At 65.8% G+C, this 1869-nt stretch carries 3 protein-coding genes; all 3 read left to right on the forward strand.

Going from position 1 to position 1869, the window contains the following annotated elements:
* Positions 1 to 981, forward strand: a 981-nt coding sequence (locus AC0L2F_RS35605; RefSeq protein ID WP_473251505.1) for a PHP domain-containing protein, incomplete at its 5' end; no start/stop codon positions are given.
* Positions 981 to 1544, forward strand: a complete 564-nt coding sequence (locus AC0L2F_RS35610; protein ID WP_473251506.1) for an MOSC domain-containing protein — start codon at positions 981 to 983, stop codon at positions 1542 to 1544. The genes AC0L2F_RS35605 and AC0L2F_RS35610, both read left to right, overlap by 1 nt.
* Positions 1545 to 1556: 12 nt before the next feature.
* Positions 1557 to 1869 (forward strand): ATP-dependent DNA ligase (locus tag AC0L2F_RS35615; protein ID WP_473251507.1); only part of this gene is annotated, 313 nt, incomplete at its 3' end.

Here is a 1869-nt window from a genome sequence, read left to right on the forward strand (position 1 = left end):
GCCCTTCTTTTCGGCACCGGCTCAGCCGCTCACATCGAGAGGCTCCAGGCTTTGGCCGCGGAGAAAGGAATGCGGCTAGAGAGCGACGGGCTGCACAAGGGTCGCACCCTGATCGCCGGCGACGAGGCCCAGATCTATAGTGCCCTCGGCCTGCCGTTCATCGATCCTGAACTCCGTGAGGGCCGCGGCGAGGTCGAGCTGGCCCTGAAGGGCAAGCTGCCGAAGCTCGTCACCGACAAGGACTTGCGCGGAATCCTTCATTGCCACACCGATGCCTCCGACGGCACGGAGAGCTTGGACACGATGGCCAAGGCCACGCGCCAGCGCGGCTTCGAGTATTTCGGCGTCGCCGACCACTCCAAGTCCGCGCACTACGCGGGCGGCCTCTCGGAGGAAGAGATCGCGCAGCAGCATCGGGACGCCGACCGGTTGAACAAGCGCTTCGGCAAGGATTTCCGGATCCTGAAAGGCATCGAGTCCGACATTCTGGCCGACGGCTCGCTCGACTATGCGGACGACGTGCTGCAGCGCTTCGACTTCGTGGTCGCGAGCGTCCACGGCCGATTCAAACTCGACCCCAAGGCGCAGACGCAGCGCCTGCTTCGTGCGATCTCCGATCCCCACACCACCATCATAGGCCATATGACCGGGCGGCAGCTGCAGCGGCGGCCGGGCTACGAAATCGACATCGAGAAGGTGTTGCGGGCATGCGGTAGGCATGACGTCGTCGTCGAGATCAATGCCCACCCTTGGCGGCTCGACCTGGATTGGCGCTGGCATCAGGCCGCCCTCGAGTTCGGCTGCATGATGAGCATCAATCCGGACGCGCACTCGGTCCCCGAGCTCGACCACATGCACTGGGGCGTCGAGATGGCCCGGAAGGGCGGCGTCCCTGCCGACCGGGTCCTGAACGCGATGGCCCTTCCGGAGATCACGCGCTACCTCCGCCAGAAGCGGCGCTCGGTCGCCCGGGCGGCCTGATGCCGCAGGCGCACGATCTCTCGCTGCAGGGAAGGGTGGTGGCGGTCGCCGCCGACCCGGGGCACAACTTCAGCAAACCGCTCCAGGACCGCATCGTCCTGGTGGAAGGCCGCGGCGTCGAAGGCGACGCCCACGCCGGCCCATTCGTCCGGCACCGCTATCTCGCCCGCCGCCGGCCAGGCCTGCCCAATCTCCGGCAGGTCCACCTGATCCCGTCCGAGCTCTTTGCCTCCCTCTCGGACGCGGGCTTCGAGGTACGACCGGGAGAGCTCGGCGAGAACATCACCACTGCCGGTCTGGACCTTGAGCGGATGCCGCTCGGGACGCTCATCGAGCTTGGACCAACGGCCATCGTGGAACTGACCGGCCTCCGGACGCCTTGCGTTCTGATCGACCGCTTCCACCCCGGCCTTAAGCAACAGGTGCTCTCGTCGGCGGAAACGGGCCCTCCGTTCAAATCTGGGGTGCTGGGCGTGGTACGGGCCGGCGGGATGGTCGCGGCTGGCGATACCGCGCGGGTTCGGCTCCCGTCCTCCTCGTTTCGGCCTCTGCCGGCCGTGTAGAAAGAGCCTAGAATGGCCCGCAAATCGACCCTGCCTTATCGCCTGCAGCCCATGTTGGCCACGCTCACGGATGCGCCGTTCGACGATCCCGATTGGGTCTTCGAGGACAAATTCGATGGCTTCCGCATGGTCGCGGAAATCCGGCGTGGTCGGGTCGCGCTCTACAGCCGCAACGGGAAGATCATCAGCCACTCCTATGTCGAGGTCGCGAAAGCACTTGAGGGAGTGAAGGCGGACGCCGTGATCGATGGCGAGCTCGTTGCGATCGGGAAGGACGGCGTATCCCATTTCCAGTTGCTTCAAAACGCCCTGCGTCACGAGGCCA

The organism is Bradyrhizobium sp. Ken64 (genome assembly GCF_055807555.1).